This window comes from Streptomyces sp. NBC_00358 (genome assembly GCF_036099295.1).
Taxonomy (GTDB): Bacteria; Actinomycetota; Actinomycetes; order Streptomycetales; family Streptomycetaceae; genus Streptomyces.
Window position 1 is genome coordinate 6,819,566 of sequence record NZ_CP107976.1, and the last position, 22,835, is coordinate 6,842,400.

The window sequence follows — 22,835 nt, forward strand, 5'->3', positions numbered from 1 at the left end:
GTCATGACCCTGGCGGTCCGAGTGATTCCCTGCCTGGACGTGGACAACGGCCGGGTCGTCAAGGGTGTCAACTTCCAGAACCTGCGCGACGCGGGCGACCCGGTCGAGATGGCCAAGGTGTACGACGCCGAGGGCGCCGACGAGCTCACGTTCCTGGACATCACCGCGTCCTCGGGCAACCGTGAGACCACCTACGACGTGGTGCGCCGTACGGCCGAGCAGGTATTCATCCCGCTGACGGTCGGCGGCGGTGTCCGCACCGCCGAGGACGTCGACAAGCTGCTGCGGGCCGGCGCCGACAAGGTCGGCGTCAACACGGCCGCCATCGCCCGGCCGGACCTCATCCGGGAGATCGCGGAGCGGTTCGGGCGGCAGGTGCTCGTGCTGTCGGTGGACGCGCGCAGGACCGAGGACGGTTCCTTCGAGGTGACCACCCACGGCGGCCGCAAGGGCACCGGCATCGACGCCGTCGAGTGGGCCCACCGGGCCGCCGAGCTGGGCGCGGGCGAGATCCTGCTCAACTCGATGGACGCGGACGGCACGAAGGACGGCTACGACATCGAGATGATCGAGGCCGTACGCAAGCACGTCACCGTTCCGCTCATCGCCAGCGGCGGTGCCGGCCGGCTCGACCACTTCCCGCCGGCCATCGGGGCGGGCGCCGACGCGGTGCTGGCCGCGTCCGTCTTCCATTTCGGTGACCTGCGGATCGGTGAGGTCAAGGAGACCCTGCGAGCGGCGGGGCATCCCGTCCGCTGACACCCCGTTGGCTGACACCTCGCGCCACCGTTCACGTCCCGCGTGACCGCTCAGGTCGCGCGTCACGGCCCGCACCCGGCGGTTTCCGCCGCCGGGCGCGGGCCGTGTTCCGTGGAGAGCCGTGTCGGCGGGAAGGGGTGTCCCTACGGAGACGTGTCCGCGCGGAGGCCCGTCCGCGGCGCCGGGTGGCCGTGGTGCAGGCCCCCCCCGTGGGGCCGGGTGTCCGACGTCGGTTCTTGGCGTGCGGGTTCGGTGCGGGAGCGACAGGGCGACGGGCACGGCGGGCCAAGACCGGTGATTCCGCCGATGTACGAGCCGGGTCCGGGGCGGACAGTTGCCAACGCAACCACCGAGACGGACCCCGTCGTCTCGCGGCGTGCGCCTTCAACACCCCATGCCAGGGCGGCGCTTCGACCGCGGCGCGGGTCCGTTCTCCCTCACCGAGAGGACGCACCCACCGTGCAGCAGCCGAACCGCGCACTCCCCGCCGCACCCGTCGGCCCCGACCCGTCTCCCCGCCGCCCCAACCGGCTCACGAGCCGTCTGGTGCGGACCGGCCTCGCGGTGCTCCTGGCCGCGGGCGGCCTCGTCGCCGCGCAGGCCGGCGGGGCGCAGGCCATCGGAGCACCGGCCGTATCGGCACAGGTCGCCGCGAACCCGTACGAGCGCGGCCCCGCTCCCACGAACGCCAGTATCGAGGCGGTCACCGGTCCCTACGCCGTCTCCCAGACCACCGTCTCCGCGCTGTCCGTGAGCGGCTTCGGCGGCGGCACCGTCTACTACCCGACCTCGACCAGCGACGGCACCTTCGGCGCGGTCGCCATCGCCCCCGGGTACACGGCCTACCAGTCGTCCATCGCCTGGCTCGGCCCCCGGCTCGCCTCCCAGGGCTTCGTGGTGTTCACCATCGACACCCTCACCACGCTCGACCAACCCGCCAGCCGGGGAAAGCAGTTGCTGGCCGCGCTCGACTACCTGACCCAGAGCAGTTCCGTGCGGAGCAGGATCGACAGCAGCCGGCTCGGCGTCATGGGCCACTCGATGGGCGGGGGCGGCACACTGGAGGCCGCGAAGAGCCGCCCCTCGCTCCAGGCGGCGATCCCGCTGACCGGCTGGAACCTCGACACCACCTGGCCGGAGATCAAGACGCCGACCCTGATCGTGGGCGCCGACGGCGACACGATCGCGCCGGTGGCGACGCACTCCGAACCCTTCTACGCGAGTCTGCCGAGCACCCTCGACAAGGCGTACCTGGAACTCAGGGGCGCCACCCACTTCACGCCCAACAGCCCGAACACGACGATCGCCAAGTACAGCATCTCGTGGCTGAAGCGGTTCATCGACAATGACACCCGCTACGAGCAGTTCCTCTGCCCGCTGCCGCAGCCCTCTTCGACGATCGTGGCCTACCAGGGCAACTGCCCGCACACCTCCTGACCCGTCCCGCACGGTCCGACCGTGCGCGGGCGGCGGCCGCCCGTTCCGGCGGCCGTCGCCCGCGTGCGTCCCGGGCCAACCGCGCCGCGGCCGTTGTGCAGGCGCACAAGCCTTGCCCCCCAGGCCTGGGAGCGCGCCCAGCCGCTGTCCCCCGGAAGACCTTGTCCGCCCAGTTCAGAGGGGGTTTCGGGGCCCGAGCCGACAAGCGAACGCGGGGCTTCCGCCGTCGTTTACGCGGAAGTAACGTGACGGTCGTGACTGGAAACGCGACTGCGCGAAGTCCCCTCCGGACGGCGGGCCGGAACACGTTACCGCCACCCTCCCGGAGTGCGTCGAACGAGCCGGCCCGGAGCGGCGGCCCGGCCCGGCCGCCGGCTCCCGGGTACGAGCCGGAACCGCTCTCAGAGCCGGGTCCCAAGCCGCCGCCCAGGGCGCCGGGCCCGGTGACCGTGCTCCGCGCGGCCGTTCCCGGGGAGGGGAGCGGCCGCCGGTGGCCGGAGCGCCCGGAACTCCGGGCCGGCCACGGCCGCGCGCCCACGGCCCGCGACACGGCACCCGTATACGACTCCGCCCCACCGGCCGCGCCCTCCGGCTCCGCCGGGCCACCCCTCCCGGGGGCCCTGGGCCCGGATGCCCCGGCGGGGCTGTCGCTGTTGCTCGCGGCCGAGCGGGAGCGGGATGCCCGGGCCGCCGGGGCGGACGCCGGAGTGATTCTCGGGGCGGCCGGGGCGGCCGGGCTCGACGCCGGTGCCCTGGAAGCCGCCGAGGCCGCGGGACTCGTCCGGTTCGCCGGGGGCCGCGTCCGCCTCGCCGATCCGTGCCTGGCCGACACCGTCTACGCGAGTGCCCCGCCCGCCCGTCGGCGCGCTGCCCACCGCCTGCTCGCCGACGCCCATACCGGGGGACCGCACGCCCTGCCGGTTCTCTTCCACCGGGCCGCGGCGGCCACCGCTCCCGCACCCGGCATCGGAGACGCGCTCGCCGCCGCGGCGGCGCTGCCGGACGGCGGACCCGCACACGCCGAGCGTTCGGCGGCCTGGGCGCGGTCGGCCGAACTCGCCGCCGACGAGGAGTCACGCGCCGTCCGCCTGATCAACGCCGCCGATCAGGCCCGGCTGGCCGGACTGCCGCACCGCGCGCGGGAGTTGCTGTCACAGGCCGCGTGCGAGGGCTCGCGCGACGCCGTACGCGGCGCGGCCCAACTGGTGCGCGGGCAGCTCGCCCTCCAGGACGGCCCGGTCGCCGACGCCCGCGAAACGCTGCTGCTGGCAGCCGAGTTACTGGCTCCCGCCGACGCGGACCGCGCCCTGGTCGCCCGGCTTGCCGCCGTCGAGGCGTCCTGGGCGACGGGTGACGCGGCGGCCTGCGTGGAAGCCCTGGACCCCGCTCCCGCGGGGCTGGACCCCGCTCCCGCGGGGCCGGAACGCAGCCCGGCGGGGCCGGAACGCAGCCCGGCGGGGCCGGACCCCGCTCCCGTAGGGCCGGAGGCCGACCGCCGGCTCGGGGCGTACCGGGCGGGGATGTCCGCCGTGCTGCACGGCCGCCCGGACGCCGGACGGCAGCCGCTGCGGGAGATGGTGGCCCAAGGGGCGGCGACCGGACTCCTCGACGGCCCCGAGGCCCTCCTTCGGGCCGGAGGTGCCGCTCTGGTCGTCGGCGATCTCCCCGCCGCCTGCCGGGCCAACTCCCGCGCGCTCGCCGTCGCCAGGGCCCGGGGCCCGTACATCCTGGTCGCCCAGGCGCTGGAGCGCCTCGCCTACGGGGAACTGCGAGCCGGCCGCCACGCCCGCGCCCGTGCCCACGCCGAGGAGGGCCTGCGCACGGCTCTCGGTGCCGGGCAGGACAACCTCGCGGCACACCACCACGCGATCCTCGCGCTGGTGGCGTCGGTCGAGGGGTGTTCGGGGGCCGTCGAGGAGCACGCCGACGCCGCGGAACGCGTCGCCGCGCGGCACGGCCTCGTCCAGACGGCCACGCTCGCCCAGTGGGCGCGGGCCCGTGCCGACCTGGCGCGCGGCCGGCTCCCGGACGCCGCCGCGCGGCTCGGCCCCCTGGTCGGCGCCGGCCCGCGCCGCGGTCACTTCGCGGTACGGATGCTCGCCGTCCCCTGCTTCGTGGAAGCGGCGGCCCGCACCGGCCAGACCGAGGCCGCCCGGTGCGCGGTGAGCGCGTTCGCCCGTTGGGCCGCGCAGGGCACCGATCCGCAGGCCCCGGCCCAACTCGCGCGCTGCCGTGCACTGTTGAGCGGCCCGGAGGAGTGCGAGGCACTGTTCACCACCGCGCTGGCCCGACACGACGAAGTGGCCGGGGACTTCGAACGCGGTCGCACCCAACTCCTCTACGGCGCCTGGCTGCGGCGCCGGCGCAGACCGGGTGAGGCCCGGGGCCGGCTCCGGGACGCGCTGGTGTCCTTCGAGCGGGGCGGGGCCTTCGGCTGGGCCACCCAGGCGAGGGCCGAACTGCGGGCCACCGGAGACGCCGGAGCGGCCGAACCGGCCGGGCCGCTCACGCTCCTGACCCCCCAGCAGCTCCGGATCGCCCGCTGTGTGGCGGAGGGCGCCACCAATCGCGAAGTGGCGCTGCGCCTGTCCGTGAGCCCGCGCACCGTGGACCACCACCTGCGCAATGTCTTCGCCACCCTGGGCGTCCGCTCGCGCGTCGAGCTCTCCCGGCTGGTGGACCGGGCGGAGAAGACCACCGCACACCCCTAGGTACCGACCGGGCGGTATGTCATCCTGCGGGATCAGGAGGTCCGGAGCACCCGTGTGCCGCGCGTCGGCCGACCCGGGCGGCACGGACCGAGCCGACTCCGGTGGAGGACAGCGATGCAGCACCTCGTACCCGCCCACGTCCGGCCCCGGCCCGGACCGCGGCCCCCGGTACCGGCCGCGCGCCCGGCCGTCGACGCGGAGGCCCTTGCCGTGCTGCACCGCGCCGCCCGGGCGCTGATGGCGGGGCTGCCCGAACTCACGGAACGCCTGATGGACCTGCTTCGGGAGCGCGAACCCGCGTACCGCACCGCCATGGAGGCCGACGCGGAGAGCGTGCGCGACGAGGTGCGGCGCTCGCTGCGGCTCAATGTCGGATCCCTCATCCAGCCCGGTGAACTGCGCGAGGCCGCCCACCGCTGCTCATGGGCCATCGGCAGGGCCCGTGCCGAACGCGGCCTCCCGCTGGACGCCCTGCTGCGCGCCTTCCGGCTCGGCGGCGGCATGATCTGGCAGGAGCTCCTCGACGAGACGACCCGGCGTCATCCCTCCGACGCGCGTCTGCTCGTCCATGTGGCCGCCGACGTGTGGAACTTCGTCGACGACCACTGCGCCGTCGTCACCGACGCCTACCGCCAGACGGAGCGCGAGCTGATGTGGCGCCGGGAGAACCGGCTGCGGCTGATGACCGCCGCACTGCTCGACGGCACCGCGCGGATCGCCGACCTCCCGGCCACCGCCGCCGCCCTGCGCCTTCCCGAGCAGGGCCGGTACGCGGTGGTGCTGGCGCGGCTGCCCGTCGGCCGGGCGCTCGCGGACGTACGAGGGCAGGTGCGCCTCTCCGGCCTGCGGGTCCTCTGGTACCGCGACCGCGACCGGGCCGACGAGGGGAGCTACGGCATCGTCCTGCTCGACGACCGCCCCTACGACGGCGACCAGCCCTACGCCGGGGATCGACTCCACGGCGGTGACCAGCACTACGGCGGAGACCGGCCCGGTCACCGCCACGACAGCGGGTTCCTCGACACGGGCCCCGGACCGGTGCCCGGGACGGCGGCCGACGACGGTCCCGACCACGCGGCGGGCCGCGGCGGGGAGCGCCCCCGCACGCACGGGCTCGACATGGACGCCGGGGAGATCGCCCGCCGGCTGACCGCCCCGCCGGTGGCCCGGATCGGCGTGAGCCCGGTGGTGGACGGGCTCGCCGCGATCGGTGACGCCCGCCGGCTGGCCGACACGGCGCTGCGTGCCTGCCCGCGCTCGGGCGGAACCGTCGTCCTGGAGGAGCACCTGCCCGCCGCGCTCGTCGTCTCCGCGCCGATCCTCGGCGCGGCGCTCTCCGAACGGGTTCTCGGCCCGCTGCTGCGGCTGGACCTGTCCGACCGGGACGTCATGCTGGACACGCTCACGGCCTGGCTCGCCTGCGACGGCTCCGCCCAGCGGGCCGCGGGCCGCCTCTACTGCCACCGCAACACGGTCCTGAACCGGCTGCGCCGCTGCGAGCAGCTCACCGGCCGCTCCCTGACCCGGCCCGCGGACGTCGTGGAACTGTCCCTGGCCCTGGCCGCCCACTCCCTGCTCGACCCCTGACCGGCCCGTCATGGCCGGACAGGACGGCCGGTGACCGCAGCGTCCGGCGGCCGCCGGGGCCCCGGGCCCGTCTTCGTCACCCGCGCCGCGGTGGGCGGTCCCGGCGGGGTTCTCGTCCGGTGCGTACGGGCCCTGCGGCGCGCCGAGCCTCCCCGCCGACCCGGTGACCCGGTGGGCCTAGATGCCGAGCTGTTTCGCCTCGTGCAACTTGGCGATCGCGTCCTTGTCGCCGTCCAGCTCGACGTCCGCCACGCCCTGCCGGCCGAACGCGAACAGCAGCAGTTCCGAGGGCTCGCCGGTCACCGTCACCACCGGCGTGCCCTTGTTCAGTACCGCCGTCTGGCCGTTCGGGCGGCGCAGGACCACACCCGTCGGGGCGCCGCGGCCCATCAGCCGGGCCGTGCGCTCCAGGCGCGACCACAGGGCCTCCTGGAACACCGCGTCCAGCTCACGCGGCGTCCAGTCCGGCTGCGCGCGCCGTACGTCCTCGGTGTGGACGTAGAACTCGACCACGTTCGACGCCTCGTCGAGCTGCTTCAAGGCGAACGGAGAGAAGCGGGGCGGCCCCGTACGCACCAACTGGAGCAGTTCCTCGTACGGCTTCTCGGCGAACTCCGTCATCACCCGCTCCAGACGGGGCGCGAGCTGCTTGACGACCAGGCCGCCCGCGGCGTCGGGGCGGCGCTCACGCACCACCACATGCGCGGCGAGATCGCGGCTGTTCCACCCCTCGCAGAGGGTGGGGGCGTCCGGTCCCACGGCTTCCAACAGATCGGCGAGGAGGAGCCGTTCGCGCTTCGCATGGGTCGACATGTCAGCCAGCCTACGACCGGGCGGCCGCTCCGCCCAGTGGAGAGCACGGCGGATCCGGGCCCGTCCGGCCTGTGGACGACCGCGGGGTCCGGCCTGTGGACAAGGCCCGGGTACGACGGTCCGGCGCGGCACAATGGCATCCATGACCAGCACGCCTCCTCCCAGCAGCCTGGACCCCGGGATCGCCGCCCGCCTCAAGCGCAGCGCCGACGGACTCGTCCCCGCCATCGCCCAGCAGTACGACACCGGTGAGGTGCTGATGCTCGGCTGGATGGACGACGAGGCGCTGCACCGCACCCTCACCACGGGCCGCTGCACCTACTGGTCGCGCAGCCGCCAGGAGTACTGGGTCAAGGGCGACACCTCCGGCCACTTCCAGCACGTCAGGTCCGTGGCCCTGGACTGCGACGCCGACACCCTGCTGGTTCGGGTCGACCAGGTGGGCGCCGCCTGCCACACCGGGGACCGCACCTGCTTCGACGCCGACGTGCTGCTGAAGGACGCCGGCGACCGGTCCGACGGCGCCGATTCCGGTGCAGCGGCCGGGAATCAGTAAGGTCAGCAGCCATGGACCTCGAGACGTTCCGCAAGCTGGCCACCGACCGCCGTGTCATCCCCGTCGGCCGCAAACTGCTCGCGGACGGCGACACGCCGGTCGCGCTCTACCGCAAGCTGGCCGCCGAGCGCCCGGGCACGTTCCTGCTCGAATCCGCGGAGAACGGCCGCACCTCCCTGTCCTGGTCCCGCTACTCCTTCGTGGGCGTCCGCTCCGCCGCGACCCTCACCGAGCGGGACGGACAGGCGCACTGGCTGGGCACCCCGCCCGTCGGCGTCCCCGTGGACGGTGATCCGCTCGCGGCCCTGCGCGCCACCATCGAGGCGCTGCACACCCCGCAGGGCGAGGGGCTGCCCCCGTTCACCGGCGGCATGGTCGGCTATCTGGGCTACGACATCGTGCGCCGCCTGGAGAAGATCGGGCCCGGCGAGCGGGACGACCTGAAGCTGCCCGAGCTGACCATGCTGCTCACCAGCGACCTGGCCGTACTGGACCACTGGGACGGCTCGGTCCAGCTGATCGCCAACGCGATCAACCACAACGACCTCGACACGGGCGTCGACGAGGCGTACGCGGACGCCGTCGCCCGTCTGGACGCCATGGAGGCCGACCTCTCGCGCGCGGTGTCCCAGCCGCCCGCAGCGCTCCCGCCCTCGGAGCTCCCCGAGTACACCGCGCTCTGGGGCGGCCCCGACTTCCGGGACGCCGTCGAGGACATCAAGGAGCGCATCCGGGCCGGCGAGGCCTTCCAGGTCGTCCCCTCCCAGCGCTTCGAAACGCCGTGCACCGCCAGCGCGTTGGACGTCTACCGGGTCCTGCGGGCGACCAACCCCTCGCCGTACATGTACCTGTTCCGCTTCGACGGGTTCGACGTCGTCGGCTCCTCCCCGGAGGCCCTGGTCAAGGTCGAGGGCGGGCAGGCCATGGTGCACCCCATCGCGGGCACCCGGCCGCGCGGCGCGACCGTCCAGGACGACCAGGCCCTCGCCGACGAACTGATCGCCGACCCCAAGGAGCGCGCCGAGCACCTCATGCTCGTCGACCTCGGGCGCAACGACCTCGGACGGGTCTGCGAGCCCGGCTCCGTCGAGGTCGTCGACTTCATGTCCATCGAGCGGTACTCGCACGTGATGCACATCGTCTCCACGGTGACCGGCCGGGTCGCCGCGGGCCGTACGGCCTTCGACGTGCTCACCGCCTGCTTCCCCGCGGGCACCCTCTCCGGCGCGCCCAAGCCGCGCGCGATGCAGATCATCGACGAACTGGAGCCGTCCCGGCGCGGGTTGTACGGCGGCTGCGTCGGCTACCTGGACTTCGCCGGCGACTCCGACACCGCCATCGCCATCCGTACGGCCCTGCTGCGCGACGGCACGGCGTACGTCCAGGCCGGTGCCGGCATCGTCGCCGACTCGGTCCCGGCTCTGGAGGACGACGAGTGCCGGAACAAGGCGGCGGCGGTCCTGCGCGCGGTGCACACGGCGAACCGGCTCGGGCGGTAGCGCGAGGAGCGGGCTCCGGCCCGGGTGCGCCCGTGCCGGGCCGGCTCGTGCGTACCCGGCCGCGAACCGGCCGGGTCGGTCGGCCGGGGCACTCGGGCGGGCCGGCGGGGCGGGGCTGTGGGGCGGCGAAACGGCTCGGGCCGCCGGGCGGTGGGCAGTTGCCGTACGGCCCGACCGCGCCCCCGGGCCCTGCGGCCGCGGGCGAAACGCAGCCAATAGGACGAGGCTCACGCAACCCCGGATGAGGGTTCGCCCGGGGTTCAGGCGATAGTGGGGTACGTGACTGCTGTACCTCACCCCCGAACCGAAGCCGCGGGACCCGCCCGGTCCGGCCGCCGCAGCCTCGCTGTGACCCTGCTGAGCGGCGCGCTCGGCGCGGCCGTGGCCCTGCTGTCGACCCGGCAGAGCTGGGCGCAGGGGACCGCGACCGTGGCCGGCGGTGCCTTCCCGCTGACCGTCAAGGGCAGCGACATCACGGGTGTGCCCGCGGCACTCGCGATAGTGGGCCTCGCCGCGCTCGTCGCCGTCTTCGCCGTACGCCGCTCCGGGCGACTCCTGGTCTCCGCGCTGCTCGCGCTCTCCGGCGCGGGCACGGTGGTCGCCGCGGTCCTCGGCGCGAGCGACAGCTCCGCCCTCGACGAGCGGGCCGCCGCCGCCTCCGGCAACACCGCCGCCACCGCGAGCGGGCTCAGCCACACCGGCTGGCCGTACGTGGCCGCCGTCGGCGGCGCGCTGATCCTGCTCGCCGGGCTGCTCGCCCTGCGCTACGGACGGCTGTGGCCCGCCATGTCCGGCCGCTACGAGCGGGACGGCAGGCCCCGGCCCCGCAAGGCCAAGCCGGTCGACCCGGACCGCCCCGAGGACATCTGGAAGGCACTCGACCGCGGCGAGGACCCCACCGGTCCCGACCCGGCCGGGACCTAGGACCCGGCGCCCCCGGGACCCGCGCCCCGGGTCCCCCGTCCAGCCTCGGCCGGACCGACGCGCGAGGGACCACCCCCCGCTCACCGCGGGCCCGCCCGTACGGGACAATGGACGGTGAGCGTCCGACTCACACACGCATACAGCAACGAGGAGCAAGTCATGGCGGGCAGCAGCCACGGTCACACCCCGGCCGCCTGGACCGGTGTCATCATCGCCTTCATCGGTTTCTGCATCGCGGGTGCCTACATGGTGATGGCCGAACCGCTGGGCTTCTGGGCCGGCATGGTCGTCGTCGTCCTGGGCGGTGTCGTGGGCATGGTCATGCGGAGCATGGGTCTCGGCCAGCCGAAGACCTCCGACGCGCACTCCGCGAACACGGCCCGTTCGACCGTGGGCGCCGACGCCTGACCCACCGAGGTACACGGAAGGCGGCCCCGGCACACCCGCCGGGGCCGCCTTCCGCGTACCCGGGCGAGCGCCCGCCCCGCGCGAGGGGCAGAATGCGTCGCGTGAACGCCGAAACCCAGAGGGTGACGCGGACCGGGCCGGGCGCCGGCGACCTGGTGCGGCGGCTCGCCGTTCCCGGCGGGATGCTCGCGGCCGTCTCCGGGGCCTTCGCCTACGTCGGGGCGGTCGACCCCAACCAGCCCGGCCACTACCCCGTCTGCCCGCTGCTGCGTCTCACGGGCCTGTACTGCCCCGGCTGCGGCGGACTGCGCAGCGCGCACGCCTTCGTCCACGGGGACCTCGCCACGGCCCTCACGGACAACGCGCTCGCCGTCGGCGGCTATCTGGTCTTCGCGGTGGTGTGGGCCGTCTGGGTGATCCGCGCGGTCCGCGGACGGCCGACGCGGCTCGACCTCGGACCGGTCCACCTGTGGAGCCTGGGCGCGTTGGTGCTGGTCTTCACCGTTGTCCGGAACCTGCCGTCCGGCGGCTGGTTGCATCCTTGATCAAATGACAAATGTCCAGGTAGTGGGACCGGCGTCAACCGGATGCGAGGCCTAAGCCTTCCTCCGGATACCATCGCAGTGACCCGACTTTTCCGTCAGGGACGGTGAACCCGGGTCGGCTGCTCGACCGCTTCAACCGTCCACCGCAGGGAAGGGGGCCGCTCGCGTGAGTGTGCTCGACGAGATCATCGACGGAGTCCGTGCCGACCTCGCGGAGCGGCAGGCGCGCGTCAGCCTCGACGAGCTCAAGGAGCGCGCGGCGAAGGCTCCGGCGGCCAAGGACGGCGTGGCCGCCCTGCGCGGTGACGGCGTCAAGGTCATCTGCGAGGTCAAGCGGTCCAGCCCGTCCAAGGGCGCGCTGGCCGCGATCGCCGATCCGGCGGCCCTGGCCGCCGACTACGAGGCGGGCGGCGCGGCCGTCATCTCCGTCCTCACCGAACAGCGCCGCTTCGGCGGTTCGCTCGCCGACCTGGAGGCCGTCCGCGACCGCGTGGACATCCCGGTGCTGCGCAAGGACTTCATCGTCACGTCGTACCAGCTCTGGGAGGCCCGCGCGTACGGCGCCGACCTGGCGCTGCTCATCGTCGCGGCGCTCGACCAGCCCGCCCTGGAGTCCCTCATCGAGCGCGCCGAGTCCATCGGGCTCACGCCGCTGGTCGAGGTGCACGACGAGGACGAGGTCGAGCGGGCGGTGGACGCCGGCGCGAAGATCATCGGTGTCAACGCGCGCAACCTCAAGACGCTGAAGGTCGACCGCACGACCTTCCAGCGGGTCGCCCCCGAGATCCCGGACAACCTCGTCAAGATCGCCGAGTCCGGTGTCCGTGGCCCCCATGACCTCATCGCGTACGCCAACGCGGGCGCCGACGCGGTTCTGGTCGGCGAGTCCCTGGTCACCGGCCGCGACCCGAAGACCGCCGTCTCCGACCTGGTCGCCGCGGGCGCCCACCCGGCCCTGCGCCACGGACGGGACTGACCCGCCGGTGTCCGCCCCGACCCTCGCCGTACCCCGTCCGGGCCAGTGCCCCGACGGTGTACCGGCGTGCGCGGGGCCGGACCTGCCGGACGGGTCGGGCCGCGTCGTCCGGCCCCGGGCCGGATCGCCCGCACCGGCCTCGGACGCGGGGGGCTCCGTTCCGCCCGCCCCCTCGGACGGGCACCCCGTTCCTCCCGGCTGCTCCGGGAGCGGGCGGCTCCGCGTGCCGTCCGGCGCGGCCCTCCCGGCCGCCTCGGCGGCCCGCGATCCGTACGCGCGCCTGGCCCGCGGCTGCCGTCCGCGCGGCTGCCGGGCTCCCGCCCGGCGGGTGCACGGGCGCCGGGTCCGCTACGTCATCGGCGACGAGCCGGGTCAGGTCAACGGCATGCGATGGCCCGAGCGCGTACGCGCGCTCACGCCCTCCCCGGCCAGGTAACCCGCACGGGTGAACCCGGCCGGGTCCTGGTCCGCCGCGACGCGGGGACCGGGCAGAGTCCACGCCATAGGTGGACCGGGCCGCATCCACCCCGCACAGGGACCGCACCGGAATCCGGCATACCCCGGTCCCCGCGACGGCACGTCCGTCGGGCGCGCGGGCGGAGCGGCGGCAGGACGGGCGGCGTCACCGGGGCAGCACCCGGTGCCGGTGGAGCGCGAGTGCGTCCGGTTTCCGTGACCCTGTCCGATCCCGTGACCGGGGCTGTCGCCCCTGCGAGGTATCCGCATGCCCAGCGAGTTCTTCATTCCCGACCCCGAAGGCCAAGTCCCCAGCGCCGAAGGCTACTTCGGAGCGTTCGGCGGCAAGTTCATCCCGGAGGCGCTGGTCGCCGCCGTGGACGAGGTCGCCGTCGAGTACGACAAGGCGAAGGCCGACCCCGAGTTCGCCCGCGAGCTCGACGACCTGCTCGTCCACTACACCGGACGGCCCAGCTCCCTCACCGAGGTGCCGCGCTTCGCCGAACACGCCGGCGGCGCACGGATCTTCCTCAAGCGCGAGGACCTCAACCACACCGGCTCGCACAAGATCAACAACGTGCTCGGCCAGGCCCTGCTCACCAAGCGGATGGGCAAGACCCGGGTCATCGCGGAGACCGGCGCCGGCCAGCACGGCGTCGCCACGGCCACCGCCTGCGCGCTCTTCGGCCTCGAATGCACCATCTACATGGGCGAGATCGACACCCAGCGCCAGGCCCTGAACGTGGCCCGGATGCGGATGCTCGGCGCCGAGGTCATCGCGGTGAAGTCCGGCTCCCGGACCCTCAAGGACGCCATCAACGAGGCGTTCCGCGACTGGGTCGCCAACGTCGACCGCACCCACTACCTCTTCGGGACCGTCGCCGGCCCGCACCCCTTCCCCGCGATGGTCCGCGACTTCCACCGGGTCATCGGCGTCGAGGCCCGGCGGCAGATCCTGGAGCGCGCGGGCCGGCTGCCCGACGCCGCCGTCGCCTGCGTCGGCGGCGGCTCGAACGCCATCGGCCTCTTCCACGCCTTCATCCCCGACACGGGAGTGCGCCTGATCGGCTGCGAGCCCGGCGGGCACGGCGTGGAGACCGGCGAGCACGCGGCGACCCTGACCGCCGGTGAGCCCGGCATCCTGCACGGATCGCGGTCGTACGTCCTCCAGGACGAGGAGGGCCAGATCACCGAGCCCTACTCGATCTCGGCCGGACTCGACTACCCCGGCATCGGCCCCGAGCACTCCTACCTCAAGGACAGCGGCCGCGCCGAGTACCGCGCGGTCACCGACGACGCGGCGATGCAGGCCCTGCGCCTACTCTCCCGCACCGAGGGCATCATCCCGGCGATCGAGAGCGCCCACGCGCTCGCCGGGGCCCTGGAGGTCGGCAAGGAACTGGGCAAGGACGGGCTGATCGTCGTCAACCTGTCCGGGCGCGGCGACAAGGACATGGACACGGCCGCCCGCTACTTCGGCCTCTACGACAACGGCGTCGACGCGGTCGTCGCCGCGGACGCCGACAGCGAGAACGCCGAGATCGAGGGGGACGCCAAGTGAGCGGCAACATCGAGCTGTTGAGCGACACCCTCACCGGCGCCAGGGCGGAGGGGCGGTCCGCCCTCATCGCATACCTGCCGGCCGGGTTCCCGACCGTCGACGGCGGTATCGCGGCGATCAAGGCCGTCTTCGAGGGCGGCGCCGATGTCGTCGAGGTCGGGCTCCCGCACAGCGACCCGGTCCTCGACGGCCCCGTCATCCAGACCGCCGACGACATCGCGCTGCGCGGCGGGGTCAAGATCGCGGACGTCATGCGGACGGTCCGGGAGGCCTTCGCGGCCACCGGCAAACCCGTCCTCGTGATGACGTACTGGAACCCGATCGACCGCTACGGCGTGGAGCGCTTCACCGCCGAGCTCGCCGAGGCGGGCGGCGCGGGCTGCATCCTTCCCGACCTGCCCGTCCAGGAGTCGGCGCTGTGGAGGGAGCACGCGCAGAAGCACGGCCTCGCGACCGTCTTCGTCGTCGCCCCGAGCAGCAAGGACGCCCGGCTCGCCGAGATCACCGCGGCGGGCAGCGGCTTCGTGTACGCGGCCTCGCTGATGGGGGTCACCGGAACCCGGGAGTCGGTCGGGAACCAGGCCCAGGACCTGGTGGCGCGCACCAAGGCCACCACGGAGCTGCCCGTGTGCGTCGGCCTCGGCGTCTCCAGTGCCGCCCAGGCCGCCGAGGTGGCCGGCTTCGCCGACGGCGTGATCGTCGGCTCGGCGTTCGTGAAGCGGATGCTGGACGCGCCGGACGAGGCGGCCGGCCTCGAAGCCGTACGGGCGCTCGCGGCCGACCTCGCGAAGGGCGTGCGCGGAACGGCGTGACGCCAACGCGCGGATCCGTGCGTACGCCACCACGCGGATCCACACGTAAGCCACGGTGCGGATCCGTGCGTAACGGACAATCCGCTCACTCGAACGAGTGGACCTTGGACCGGGGAGGCGCGCTGCGCCTCCCCGGTTCGTTCTGCCGGATGTGAGCGAGAAGAACCGTGACGGAAAGCGCAGCGCCCGCGAGCGGCTGGCGGTCGAGCGAGACAAGCAGAAGGCCGCGGAGAAGCGCCGGCGCGCGCTGATCGTGGGGGCGTCGGTGGTCTGCGTCCTCGGCCTGGCCGCCGTGATCGGCGTCGTGGCCGCCAACGCAGGCAAGGACAAGAAGAGCGACACGTCGGGCCCGGTCGTGTCGCCCTCCGGCGCCACCGGCAAGGACAGTCTCGCGATCCCCGTCGGCAAGGACGGCGCCAAGTCGACCCTCACGGTGTGGGAGGACTTCCGCTGCCCGGCCTGCCAGGCCTTCGAGGCGGCGTACCGCCCGACCATCCACGAGCTGGTCGACTCCGGCCAGCTCAAGGTCGAGTACCACCTCGTCACGCTGATCGACGGGAACACGCGAGGCAGCGGCTCCCTCCGGGCCGCCAACGCCGCCGCGTGCGCCCAGGACGCCGGAAAGTTCCGCGACTACCACGACGTCCTGTACGAGAACCAGCCCGAGGAGACGGACGACGCCTTCGCCGACAACAACAAGCTCATCGAGCTGGCCGGAAAGGTCGGCGGCCTGGACACCCCGGCCTTCCGCGCCTGCGTCAACAAGGGCACGCACGACAGCTGGGTCCACAAATCGCACGCCGCGTTCCAGAGCAACGGCTTCTCGGGCACCCCGACCGTGCTCCTCGGCGGCAAGATCATCTCCTCGGACCAGTCGATGACGCCCGCCAAGCTCAAGCAGATGGTGGAGGCGGCCAACAAGGGCTGAGCCGTCCGCGGGCTCCGGCGCTCCCCGCCTGTCGCCAGGCCGGGAGCGCCGCACGTTATGGACCCGTTGCGGGGCTGCCGGTCGTGGGCGGCGTCCGGCACGGTAGCGTCGACCCTGCCATGGAACTTGCCTACATTCCCAGCCCGTCGCACGGTGTGCTGCACCTCGGCCCCATCCCGTTGCGCGGCTACGCGTTCTGCATCATCATCGGCGTCTTTCTGGCCGTCTGGCTCGGGAACAAGCGCTGGATCGCCCGGGGAGGGCGGGCCGGCACGGTTGCCGACATCGCGGTCTGGGCCGTGCCCTTCGGTCTCGTCGGCGGCCGGCTCTACCACGTGATCACGGACTACGAGCTGTATTTCAGCGAGGGCCGTGACTGGGTGGACGCCTTCAAGATCTGGCAGGGCGGGCTCGGTATCTGGGGCGCCATCGCCCTCGGTGCGCTGGGCGCCTGGATCGGCTGTCGCCGCCGCGGTATCCCGCTGCCCGCCTGGGCCGACGCCGTGGCACCCGGCATCGCGTTCGCCCAGGCGTGCGGACGCTGGGGCAACTGGTTCAACCAGGAGCTGTACGGCAGGGCCACGAACCTCCCGTGGGCGCTGCACATCACGTCCTCCACGGACGGCCGCGTCCCCGGCTACTACCACCCGACCTTCCTGTACGAGTCCCTGTGGTGCGTCGGCGTCGGATTCCTGGTCATCTGGGCCGACCGCCGCTTCAAGCTCGGCCACGGGCGCGCCTTCGCCCTGTACGTCGCCGCCTACTGCGTCGGCCGGGGCTGGATCGAGTACATGCGCGTCGACGACGCCCACCACATCCTGGGCCTGCGTCTCAACGACTGGACCGCGCTGGTGGTCTTCGTCCTCGCGGTGATCTACATCGTGGTGTCGTCCCGGCTGCGTCCGGGGCGCGAGGAGATCGTGGAGCCGGGCGCCGACGAGGACGCGCCGGCCGGGGACGACGAGTCCGCCGCCGGCAAGGACGAGGACCCGTCGGACGAGGCCACGGCCACGGACGGGACCGACGACGGGACCACGGAAAAGGGCACGGACAAGGCCCTGGACAAGAACGCGGACGACGACGCGGACAAGAAGGCGGCCGTGGGTGAGGACGAGGGCGACGGTGTCCCCGTCGGTCTCGACAAGCCCGCCGTTACCGAGCCCTCCGAGTCCGCCGCGTCGGTCGAGACCGCCGAGTCCGCCGAAGCGGCACCTGAGACGGAGTCCGACGCGGAGTCCGGCGAGTCCGTCTCGCGCGACGAGGCCGGGTCGGCCAAGAAGAGCTGAGTTCTCCCCGTACACGGAAGGGGGCGCCGCGTCCGGGACGCGGCGCCCCCTTCGTGTCGTCCTAGACCGGATCGTCCCAGACCGTGCCCCGTCAGGCCGTGTCGTCCCAGACCGTGCCCTGTCAGGCCAGGCGCTGGGCGAGGGCGAGGACGCGGCGGGCGCCGGCGACCACCGCCGCGTCGATGAATCGGCCGTCCGGCAGGGCCTGGGCGCCCGGATCGGCGGCGGCCGCCCTGATGACGGCCTCGGCGGAGTCGACCTCGGCCGGGGTGGGGAGGTAGGCCCGCTCGATGATGGGGAGCTGGCGGGGGTGGATGGCGGTCCGTCCGAGGAAGCCGAGGGCGCGGCCGCGCGCACAGGACGAGGCCAGGCCCTCCACATCACGGATGTCGGGGTAGACCGACTGGACCGGCGGGGGCAGCCCGGCCGCACGGGCGGCCACGACGAGCCGGGCCCGGGACCAGTCCAGGCCCGCTTCGTCGCGGACACCGAGATCGGCCCGCAGATCGCTCTCGCCGAGCGCGATACCGCGCAGCGCGTGGTGGGACGAGGCGATGGCGAAGGCCTGCTCCACGCCCAGAGCCGTCTCCAGCAGGGCGTACAGCGGGATCGCCTCGCCCTGCGCGGGGGTCGCGCCCTCCGCCACCCTTACGACGTCGGAGCGCGAGGTCACCTTCGGCAGCCGCAGCCCGGACAGGCCCGGGAGTGACGAGAGCGACTTCAGATCGGCGTCGGCGAAGGGACCGTCGAGGGCGTTGACCCGGACGTGCACCGGGACGGGCGGCGCTTCGGCGAGCAGGTCGGCGGTGGCGGCACGGGCGTACTCCTTGCGGTGCGGGGCGACCGCGTCCTCCAGGTCGACGAGGACGACGTCCGCGCCGGAGGCCAGGGCCTTGGCCACCACCTCGGGACGGTCGCCCGGCGCGTACAGCCAGGTGAGGGGGAGGAGGTTCGCGGTCACAGCGCGCCCTCCGCTCTCAGTGCCTCGATCTCGGGCCCCGTCAGGCCGAGTTCGGTGAGGACGGCGTCGGTGTCCGCGCCGTGCGGGCGGCCCGCCCAGCGGATCGCGCCGGGCGTCGCGGAGAGCCGGAAGAGGACGTTCTGCATGCGCAGCGGGCCGAGTTCGGGATCGGCGACGGTCGTGACCGTGTCCAGGGCCTGGTACTGCGGGTCGGTCATGACGTCCCGGACGTCCTGGACGGGGGCGATCGCCGCCTCCGCCTTCTCGAAGGCGGCGAGGACCTCGTCCTTGGAGCGTTCGGCGATCCACGCGCCGACCGCGCCGTCCAGGACGTCGGCGTGGCGGGCGCGGTCCGCGCCGGTCGCGAACCAGGGTTCGTCGATCACGTCCGGGCGGCCGACCAGTCTCATCACCCGTTCGGCGATCGACTGCGCCGACGTGGAGACCGCGACCCAGGAACCGTCCGCCGTGCGATAGGTGTTGCGGGGCGCGTTGTTCGCCGAGCGGTTGCCGGTGCGGGGCTGGACATGGCCCAGTTGGTCGTACCAGATCGGCTGCGGCCCGAGGACGGTCAGGATCGGCTCGATGATCGCCATGTCGACCACCTGGCCCTCGCCGGTGCGCTCACGTGCGGCCAGCGCGGTCAGCACGGCGTACGCCGTGGCCAGTCCGGCGATCGAGTCGGCCAGACCGAACGGCGGCAGGGTCGGCGGCGCGTCCGGTTCGCCGGTGATCGCCGCGAAGCCGCTCATCGCCTCCGCGAGGGTGCCGAAGCCGGGGCGGTGCGCGTACGGGCCGAACTGGCCGAAGGCGGTGACCCGGGCGAGGACCAGGCGGGGGTTGGCCGCGGACAGTTCCTCCCAGCCGAGGTCCCACTTCTCCAGGGTGCCCGGACGGAAGTTCTCGATGATCACGTCGGCGTCCGCGGCGAGCCGGAGCAGGGTCGCGCGCCCGCCGCGCTTCGACAGATCGAGTGTGATCGTGCGCTTGTTGCGGCCGAGGAGCTTCCACCACAGCCCGATGCCGTCCTTCGAGGGACCGTGTCCCCGGGACGGGTCGGGCTGGACCGGGTGCTCGACCTTCACGACCTCCGCGCCGAAGTCGCCGAGCAGGGTGGCGGCGAGCGGCCCCGCGAACAGGGTCGCGAGGTCGAGCACGCGCAAGCCGTCGAGGGAGCCGCCCTCGGTGTGCCCGTTCACGCGCCGGCCGCCTGGGCGTCGATCTCGGAGCGGTACGGCATCGAGGACGTCGCCCCGGGCTTCTGCACCGACATCGCGGCGGCCGCCGACGCCCACACCATCGCCTCCGACATCTCCCGGCCCTCGGCGAGCGCCACCGCGAGGGTGCCGACGAAGGTGTCGCCCGCTCCGGTGGAGTCGACGGCGGTCACCTTCGGCGCGCGCACCGTGATGGGGTCGGCGCCCCGGGTCGCGTACAGGCTGCCCTCCGCGCCCAGTGTGACGACGACCTCGGGGACCTGTTCGAGCAGCGCGGCGGCGGCTCCGCGCGGGTCGGTGAAGCCGGTGAGCGCGGCGGCCTCGTGCTGGTTGGGCACCAACAGATCGATGGTGGACAGGAGTTGGGGGGACAGGAACTGTGCGGGGGCCGGGGTCAGGATCGTCCGGACGCCGTGTCGGCGCGCGGCCTCCGCTCCGGCGAGCACGGCTTCCAGCGGGATCTCCAGCTGGAGAAGGAGCGCGTCGGCGCTCGCGATGAGGCCCTCGTCGCCGGGGGCGAGGGCGGTGACGGTGCCGTTGGCGCCGGGGATGACGACGATCGCGTTGCCGCCCTCGTCGTCCACCACGATGTGCGCGGTGCCGGACGGGCCCTCGGTGGTGCGCAGATGGTCGGTGTTCACACCGAAGTGCTCAAGTGTGGAGCGGAGTTGACTGCCGAAGGAGTCGGCGCCCACCGCGCCGACCAGGGAGACGTCGGCGCCCGCGTGCGCGGCGGCCACCGCCTGGTTCGCGCCCTTGCCGCCGGGGATCGTACGGAACTCCCGCCCCGTCACGGTCTCTCCGCGCTGCGGGGCCTTGGTGACATACGCGACGAGGTCCATGTTCGTGCTGCCGAGCACGGCGATATGGGTCATGGGCGAACGGTCTCCCGTTGTGTGAGGTGTGCGAGGGCGTCGAAGCCGACGCCGTCGAAGTCGGCGACGGAGGTGGCGAGCCGGTTCTTGAGGGGGGCGGTCCAACGGTCGGGCAGGCCCGCGGGGTCGCCGGTGAGCAGGCCGGCGATGCTTCCGGCGGTCGCGCCGTTCGAGTCGGTGTCCAGGCCGCCGGACACCGCCCGGCACACCGAGCCGCCGAAGTCGCCGTCCGCGTGGGTGAGGGCGGCGGCGATGAGCGCGGTGTTGGGGACGGCGTGGACCCAGTGGCAGTCGCGGTGGGAGGCGTGCAGCTCGTCGACGACCACGGCGAAGTCCGGTGTCGTACGGGCGAGCCGGACGGCGTGGCGGACCGCTCGGGCCAGCCGGGAGCCGGGCGGGACCACGGTCAGCCCGGCGCTCAGACAGGCGTGGACGTCCCGGGTCCCGGTGGTGGCCTCGGCGATGGCGGCGGCCGTGAACATCGCCGCGTACACGCCGTTGGCCGTGTGGGTGAGGGCGGCGTCGCGGTACGCCTGCTCCGCGGCCCGTCCAGGGTCGCCCGGATTGGTCCAGCCGTGCACGTCCGCGCGGATCAGGGCGCCGATCCACTCGCGGAACGGGTTGTGGCGGCGGGCGGTGTCGGGGGGCTCGACGCCGCTGAGGAGGTTGCGGTAGGCGACGCGCTCCGCGGTGAAGGTGCGGCCGGCGGGGAGTTCGTCCAGCCAGAGGCGGGCCACGTCCGCGGTGGTGAAGTCCCGGCCGTACCTCTGGAGCAACAGGAGGTTCAGCAGAGGGTAGTTGAGGTCGTCGTCCTCCGGCATGCCGTCGATGTTCTCGGCCAGGGAGGTGGTGGCGGAGCGCCGGTTCCAGGGATGGGCGTCCAGGATGTCCCGGGGGACGCCTCGCGCGGTGAACCAGGTGCGCAGCGGCCAGTTGCCGGCGGCCCTGGCCAGCGCCCGGATTCCGTCGAGGGGGAGTTTCTCGACGGGTTTGCCCAGCAGGCAGCCCGCGGCCCGGCCGAGCCAGGCCGCCTCCAGGCTCGCCCGCGGGGGAGCGGGCACGGGCGCGAACCGGGGCGGCGGCCAGGCCGGGCACTGGGCCTTGATCAGAGCCAGATCCGTCGGCTCGTCGTCCGCCAGCCTGCCCGGCAGGGCGGCCAGTTCGTCGAGGAGGTCCACCGCGAGCCGGCGCAGGGACGGTGAGGCCGGGGTCGCCGAGGCGCCCGCGCGGAGCGGGGCCGGCCGGCCGCCCGCCGCACGCCAGCGGGCGGCGACGGAGGCCGGCTCGCGGCCGTCCTGGACGGCCTGGTGGAGCTCGTGCCCGAGGAGGTCCTCGGGCTGGACCCAGGTCAGTCGGAGCACGGCGTTCCCGTCAGCGCGGCGTACGCCGCCTCGTGGGCCCGGCGGCGGTGGACGTCGCGGCCGAAGATCTCCCGGGTCACCTCGGCGAGCGTACGCGCCGGGGCGTCCAGGTCGAGGCGGCTCGACTCGGCGACCGTCTTGGCCCAGCCGTGCGGTACCTCGCCGCCCAGCGCGCCCGCGAGGGCGCCCGCCATGGTGGCGATGGAGTCGCAGTCGCGGCCGTAGTTGACGGAACCGAGGACCGCGTGCCGGAAGTCCCCGCCGGACACCAGCAACATGCCGAGCGCGACGGGGAGTTCCTCGATGGAGTGGAGCCGGGAGGGGCGCCGGGCGCCGAGGGAGGGGGAACGGTAGTCGGGGCCGACCGTGTCGTACGGGGTGACCGCCCGGCGCAGCGGGACGAGCGCCGACTCGAAGTCCGTGTGGCGGGAGGCGACTTCGCAGACCGCCTCGACGGCGGCGCGGGTGCCGTCCTTGGCCAGCGCCAGGCACGCGGCCACGACCGAGTCGGGGGTCGCGCCGGGTGAGCAGGCCGCCGCCACCGCCGCCGCGAAGACGCCCGCGGCCTCGCGTCCGTACGAGGACTGATGGGCGCCCGCGATGTCGAGCGCCTCGGCGTACGCGCCCGCCGGGTTCGCCGCGTTGACCAGGCCGACCGGGGCCATGTACATCGCGGCACCGCAGTTGACGATGTTGCCGACGCCGGCCTCCCGGGGGTCCACATGGCCGTAGTGGAGGCGGGCGACCAGCCACTTCTCGGCGAGGAAGATCCGCTGGAGGGGGAGCGCCTCGGCCTCCAGTTCCGGAATCCAGCGGGGGGTGGTCATCAGGTCGGGGACCAGGTGCTCGGCGACGGAGTAGGCGTCGAGGTGGTCTCGGACGGTGGCGTACACCCGTACGAGCGCATGGGTCATCAGGGTGTCGTCGGTGACGTGTCCGTCGCCCTTGTGGTACGGGGCGATGGGGCGGGCGGTGGGCCAGTCGTCGCCGTTCCAGGGGCCGACGACGCCGTGCACGCGGCCGCCGTGGCGTTCGGCGATCTGCTCGGGGGAGTACCCCTCGACCGGGCCGCCGAGCGCGTCGCCCACGGCGGCCCCGACGAGGGCTCCGGTGATCCGTTCGTCGAGGGTCCCTGTTCCTTCTCCTTTGGGCGTCATGCCCGA

At 73.9% G+C, this 22,835-nt stretch carries 21 protein-coding genes; 15 read left to right on the forward strand and 6 right to left on the reverse strand.

All coding sequences use genetic code 11. From position 1 onward, the window contains the following. Positions 1–3 precede the first annotated feature (3 nt). From hisF to OHT01_RS29055, 4 genes are all read left to right on the forward strand, one after another. Positions 4–759, forward strand: a complete 756-nt coding sequence (gene hisF / locus OHT01_RS29040) for an imidazole glycerol phosphate synthase subunit HisF (protein WP_328556059.1) — start codon at positions 4–6, stop codon at positions 757–759. 459 nt (positions 760–1,218) lie between these two features. Beyond that, entirely contained in the window at positions 1,219–2,196 is a 978-nt protein-coding gene (gene bdeA / locus OHT01_RS29045; RefSeq protein ID WP_443043459.1) for a bis(hydroxyethyl) terephthalate hydrolase, read from the forward strand. Between the two features lie 443 nt (positions 2,197–2,639). Next, positions 2,640–4,907: a LuxR C-terminal-related transcriptional regulator gene (locus tag OHT01_RS29050; RefSeq protein WP_328556060.1), complete on the forward strand. Its 2,268-nt coding sequence runs from the start codon at positions 2,640–2,642 to the stop codon at positions 4,905–4,907. Positions 4,908–5,021: 114 nt separating this feature from the next. Next, positions 5,022–6,494: a helix-turn-helix domain-containing protein gene (locus tag OHT01_RS29055; RefSeq protein WP_328556061.1), complete on the forward strand. Its 1,473-nt coding sequence runs from the start codon at positions 5,022–5,024 to the stop codon at positions 6,492–6,494. 177 nt (positions 6,495–6,671) lie between these two features. On the opposite strand, the gene OHT01_RS29060 is transcribed toward OHT01_RS29055, so the two are convergent. Beyond that, complete coding sequence (locus OHT01_RS29060) at positions 6,672–7,307, reverse strand: TIGR03085 family metal-binding protein (protein ID WP_328556062.1); 636 nt, start codon at positions 7,305–7,307, stop codon at positions 6,672–6,674. Positions 7,308–7,449: 142 nt separating this feature from the next. Here OHT01_RS29060 and hisI point away from each other — a divergent pair, with 142 nt between their 5' ends. The 11 genes from hisI to lgt all read left to right on the forward strand — a co-directional run bounded on the left by hisI (position 7,450) and on the right by lgt (position 17,258). After that, a complete protein-coding gene (gene hisI, locus OHT01_RS29065) occupies positions 7,450–7,863 on the forward strand; it encodes a phosphoribosyl-AMP cyclohydrolase (RefSeq protein ID WP_328556063.1) in 414 nt (137 codons plus the stop codon). An 11-nt stretch (positions 7,864–7,874) separates the two neighbouring features. Next, complete coding sequence (locus OHT01_RS29070; RefSeq protein WP_328556064.1) at positions 7,875–9,362, forward strand: anthranilate synthase component I; 1,488 nt, start codon at positions 7,875–7,877, stop codon at positions 9,360–9,362. A gap of 270 nt (positions 9,363–9,632) precedes the next feature. After that, entirely contained in the window at positions 9,633–10,286 is a 654-nt protein-coding gene (locus OHT01_RS29075; protein ID WP_328556065.1) for a TIGR02234 family membrane protein, read from the forward strand. A 159-nt stretch (positions 10,287–10,445) separates the two neighbouring features. After that, positions 10,446–10,694, forward strand: coding sequence for an HGxxPAAW family protein (locus OHT01_RS29080; RefSeq protein WP_328556066.1), 249 nt, complete (start codon positions 10,446–10,448; stop codon positions 10,692–10,694). A gap of 92 nt (positions 10,695–10,786) precedes the next feature. Continuing rightward, positions 10,787–11,239: a DUF2752 domain-containing protein gene (locus OHT01_RS29085; protein WP_328556067.1), complete on the forward strand. Its 453-nt coding sequence runs from the start codon at positions 10,787–10,789 to the stop codon at positions 11,237–11,239. A gap of 166 nt (positions 11,240–11,405) precedes the next feature. Continuing rightward, positions 11,406–12,215: an indole-3-glycerol phosphate synthase TrpC gene (trpC, locus tag OHT01_RS29090; protein ID WP_328556068.1), complete on the forward strand. Its 810-nt coding sequence runs from the start codon at positions 11,406–11,408 to the stop codon at positions 12,213–12,215. Between the two features lie 223 nt (positions 12,216–12,438). Then, positions 12,439–12,651, forward strand: a complete 213-nt coding sequence (gene trpM, locus OHT01_RS29095; RefSeq protein ID WP_328556069.1) for a tryptophan biosynthesis modulator TrpM — start codon at positions 12,439–12,441, stop codon at positions 12,649–12,651. A gap of 288 nt (positions 12,652–12,939) precedes the next feature. Next, positions 12,940–14,232 (forward strand): tryptophan synthase subunit beta, encoded by a 1,293-nt coding sequence (gene trpB / locus OHT01_RS29100; RefSeq protein WP_328556070.1) that lies wholly within the window; start codon positions 12,940–12,942, stop codon positions 14,230–14,232. Next, entirely contained in the window at positions 14,229–15,044 is an 816-nt protein-coding gene (gene trpA, locus OHT01_RS29105; RefSeq protein WP_328556071.1) for a tryptophan synthase subunit alpha, read from the forward strand. The genes trpB and trpA overlap by 4 nt, the downstream gene beginning before the upstream one ends. A 151-nt stretch (positions 15,045–15,195) precedes the next feature. Then, positions 15,196–15,972 carry a DsbA family protein gene (locus OHT01_RS29110; RefSeq protein ID WP_328556072.1) on the forward strand — a complete coding sequence of 259 codons (777 nt, stop codon included), beginning with the start codon at positions 15,196–15,198 and terminating at the stop codon, positions 15,970–15,972. A gap of 119 nt (positions 15,973–16,091) precedes the next feature. Beyond that, the gene (gene lgt / locus OHT01_RS29115; protein ID WP_328556073.1) at positions 16,092–17,258 is read left to right on the forward strand and encodes a prolipoprotein diacylglyceryl transferase; all 1,167 of its coding nucleotides are present in this window, start codon (positions 16,092–16,094) and stop codon (positions 17,256–17,258) included. Between the two features lie 121 nt (positions 17,259–17,379). On the opposite strand, the gene OHT01_RS29120 is transcribed toward lgt, so the two are convergent. Genes OHT01_RS29120 through OHT01_RS29140 form a run of 5 tightly spaced genes read right to left on the reverse strand, consistent with a single transcriptional unit; the run spans position 17,380 to position 22,829 of the window. After that, on the reverse strand, positions 17,380–18,219 hold the full coding sequence (locus OHT01_RS29120) for an HpcH/HpaI aldolase/citrate lyase family protein (protein ID WP_328556074.1): 840 nt from the start codon (positions 18,217–18,219) through the stop codon (positions 17,380–17,382). After that, positions 18,216–19,418 carry a CaiB/BaiF CoA transferase family protein gene (locus tag OHT01_RS29125; protein ID WP_328556075.1) on the reverse strand — a complete coding sequence of 401 codons (1,203 nt, stop codon included), beginning with the start codon at positions 19,416–19,418 and terminating at the stop codon, positions 18,216–18,218. The genes OHT01_RS29120 and OHT01_RS29125 overlap by 4 nt, the downstream gene beginning before the upstream one ends. Further along, a complete protein-coding gene (rbsK, locus tag OHT01_RS29130) occupies positions 19,415–20,311 on the reverse strand; it encodes a ribokinase (protein WP_328556076.1) in 897 nt (298 codons plus the stop codon). The genes OHT01_RS29125 and rbsK overlap by 4 nt, the downstream gene beginning before the upstream one ends. Next, positions 20,308–21,672 (reverse strand): ADP-ribosylglycohydrolase family protein, encoded by a 1,365-nt coding sequence (locus OHT01_RS29135; RefSeq protein WP_328556077.1) that lies wholly within the window; start codon positions 21,670–21,672, stop codon positions 20,308–20,310. Before OHT01_RS29135 ends, rbsK begins: the two co-directional genes overlap by 4 nt. Then, positions 21,660–22,829, reverse strand: coding sequence for an ADP-ribosylglycohydrolase family protein (locus tag OHT01_RS29140; protein WP_328556078.1), 1,170 nt, complete (start codon positions 22,827–22,829; stop codon positions 21,660–21,662). The genes OHT01_RS29135 and OHT01_RS29140 overlap by 13 nt, the downstream gene beginning before the upstream one ends. Positions 22,830–22,835: the final 6 nt, after the last annotated feature.